The following is a 3,609-nucleotide window of genomic DNA, read 5'->3' on the forward strand; positions in this document are numbered from 1 at the left end:
GATGCCCAGGGTGTGGGTGTAGATGCCGGTCAGGGTGTCGGTCAGGGGGTGGTGATGGGTGGTGTTCGGTGCGGGGGTGTGCGGTGTTGATGGTGGGGTGGATCCGGTGGGGGTGTGGGTGGTCAGGGTGGTTGCCGGTGTGGTGGGGTCGGTGGGCATCGTGGTGAGGATGTGTTGCAGCGCGGTGGTGAGGGCCTCGATGGTGTCGGTGGTGAACACCTCGGTGCGGTATTGGATCAGTAGTCGCAGTCGTGGGCCGGGGATGGCCTGCACGACAAGGGGATAGTGGTAGTAGTCGCGCACGCTGGCATCGCTGATGGTCAGCCCGTCGAGGCTGGTGTGGGTGGCGGTGTCGGCGGGGTAGTTCTCATAGACCAGCACGGTGTCGAACAACTGCTGGTGGCCGGTGAGGCGGTGGATCTCGGTCAGTCCCAGGTGTTGGTGATCGAGGGTGTCGATGCGTTGGGTGTCGAGTCCGGTCAGTAACTGGGCCACCGTGGTGGCCGGGTCGATACGGGCCCGCACCGCGATGGTGTTGATCAACAGTCCCACCATCGACTCCACCCCGGCCACCTCGTCGGGACGACCGGCGACCACCGCCCCGAACGCCACATCGGCGCGCCCGGTCACCCCGGCCAGCAGCACCGCCCAGCCGGCCTGCAACACGGTGTTGACCGTGGTCTGCCCGGCGCGGGCCAACTCGGTCAACCCCGCGGTGTGGGGCTCGTCGAGTTCCACCACCGTCATCGCCCGCGGCCCCAACCCCAACCGGTCGGGCGCAGCGACCAGGGTGGGGGTGTCGAACCCGGCCCACACCGCCGCCCACGCCGCGCGGGCGGCCTCGACATCACGCTCAGCCAGCCACGACACGAACCGCCGGTAGGGCACCGCGGCGGGCAGCCGATGCCCCAGATAGGCCGCGAAGATCTCCTGCAACAGGATCGGCATCGACCACCCGTCGATGACCGCGTGATGACAGGTCAGCACCAACCGGTGCCGATCGACCCCGGTCGCGATCAACGCCACCCGAAACGCCGGGGAGAACGCCACATCACCGACCGCGGCACGCTCAGCAGCACACACCCCCTCCACCGCCTCGGTGGCGGGGCCGGTGGTCAGGTCGGTGGTCAGGTCGGTGGTCAGGTCGAGGTAACGCCATCCCGGTACCGGATCGGCGGGGATCACCGCGACCGGTTCCTCGAACCCCACCCAGAACCGGCCCACCAGATGCGGGTGCCGCCCGGCCACCACCGCCACCGCCGCGGCGAGCCGATCAGCATCCAACACCCCCTCGACGGTGAAACCCATCTGCACCGCATACACCTGCTCGACGTCAGCAGGGTTGGTGTGCGCGGCCAGGGCATGGAACACCAACCCCTGCTGCAACGGCGTCAACGGCACCACATCAGCGACCCGGCCCCGGCGACCCAACTCATCGATCTGGGCCTGACTGACCCGCGCGGGCGCCACATCCGACGGTGTCAACCCACCCCCACCGGCGGCGACATGAGCGCAGATACCGGCCAACGCCGCCACCCACAACCCGCTGAGCCGACCCACCGCGGCCTCATCGACCAACAACCGCGCCCACGTCCAATCCGCCCGCAACACTGGCCCGGCGTCGGTGTCCACCGTCACCGCGTTGACCTCCACGGTGTGGGCCAACTCCAACGGCAACACCATCGCCTGCGCCCCCACCGACACCCCCTCGGCGTCCACCCGCCACATCTGCTCGGAGAGCTCCACCCCAGCACCGAGACGACCCAGATAGTTGAACCCCACCACCGGATCGGCCCCACCCAGATCCACCTCGGGATGGCCATAGCGCAACAACCCGTAGCTCACCCCCGGCGGCACCGCCCGCAACTGCTCCTTGAGCGCCTTGAGCACCGGCCCCAACGCCGCTCCCCCGGCAACGACCTGCGACCACGACACCGCACCCGGGGCCAACGACACCGGATACTTCGTGGTGAACCACCCCACCGTGCGCGACAAATCCAACCCCGCCGCCAACTCCTCGTGGCGGCCGTGGCCCTCCACCTCCACACCCACCGGCCCGCCCCCGGCACCGGCGAACTCCGCCAACGCCAACCCCAACGCCATCAACAACACATCCTGGACCCCGGCATGAAACGCCGCAGGCACCTCACCCAACAACAACCGCGTCGTGGCGACATCCACCTGCACTGACGACAACCCCGCCGTCACATAGGTATCCACCACCGGACGCACCGCAGGCAACACCGACCCAGCCCCACCCAGCACCGCCCGCCAGCAATCCGCAGTGCCCACCACCGCATCAGAAACCGCGTACTCGGCCAACACCTGCGACCACCGCCGAAACGACGTCCCCACCGCAGGCAACTCAACCGGCTGCCCCCCACAATGCTGAGCCCACGCGATGTTCAAGTCCTCCAACAACACCCGCCACGACACCCCATCAACAGCCAGATGATGCACCACCAACACCAACTGACCCGACGACGGCACCCACACCGCCGACACCATCACCCCCGCCGCCGGACTCAACCGCGACCGCGCCACCACCACCATCGCATCGGAGAGCACCGGCACCTCAACCACACACCCACCCACATCCACCGACCCCACCGGCGGAACCTCCAACACCCACCCACCACGACCATCCACACCCGCACGCAACCGCAACATGTCATGACGATCCACCAACGCCTGCAACACCATCACCACATCAGCACGGCCCACCCCCACCGGAGCCCGCAACACCACCATCTGATTGAACTGATCCACCGGACCACCCACACCGGCCAACCACCGCATGATCGGCGTCGCCACCACCGACCCCACACCCTCATCAGCGACCACCGCACCACCACCACCGGCGCCCACCACCCGCGCCAACCCCGCCACCGTCTGCTCAGTGAACACATCCCGCGGACGAAAAACCAACCCCGCCAACCGCGCCCGCGCCGCCACCTGCATCGACAAAATACTGTCCCCACCCAAACCGAAAAACGAATCATCCACCCCGACCCGCTCCACCCCCAACACCTGCGCAAAAATCCCCGCCAACACCTCCTCCACCGGCGAAGACGGCGCACGAAACTCCCCACCACTCACAAACTCCGGCGCCGGCAACCCCCGCACATCCAACTTCCCATTCACCGTCACCGGCAACGCATCCAACACCACCACCGCCACCGGCACCATGTACGACGGCAACCGCTGCCCCAACACACCCCGCACCCCCACCGGATCCACCCCACCAGTCACATAACCAACCAACCGCCGATCCCCAGGCCGATCCTCCCGAACCACCACCGCCGCAGACTCCACCCCATCCAACGACGCCAACACCGACCGAACCTCACCCAACTCGATCCGAAAACCCCGAACCTTCACCTGCTCATCAGAACGACCCAAATACTCCAACTCCCCACCCACAGACCACCGCACCACATCCCCAGTCCGATACATCCGCACACCCACACCACCAAACGGACACGCCACAAACCGAGACGACGTCAAACCCGAACGACCCACATACCCCAACGCCACCCCCCAACCCGCCACATACAACTCCCCCACCACACCCACCGACACCGGACGCAACAACCCATCCAGCACGAA

The 3,609-nt window shown here is 67.2% G+C and carries 1 protein-coding gene; it reads right to left on the reverse strand.

The window, feature by feature from the left end:
• Positions 1-3,609: condensation domain-containing protein (locus ACPCHZ_RS28465; RefSeq protein ID WP_423487821.1), on the reverse strand; the 3,609-nt coding region annotated here is incomplete at both ends.

The organism is Mycobacterium sp. NPDC050041 (assembly GCF_049541695.1).
Taxonomy (GTDB): domain Bacteria; phylum Actinomycetota; class Actinomycetes; order Mycobacteriales; family Mycobacteriaceae; genus Mycobacterium.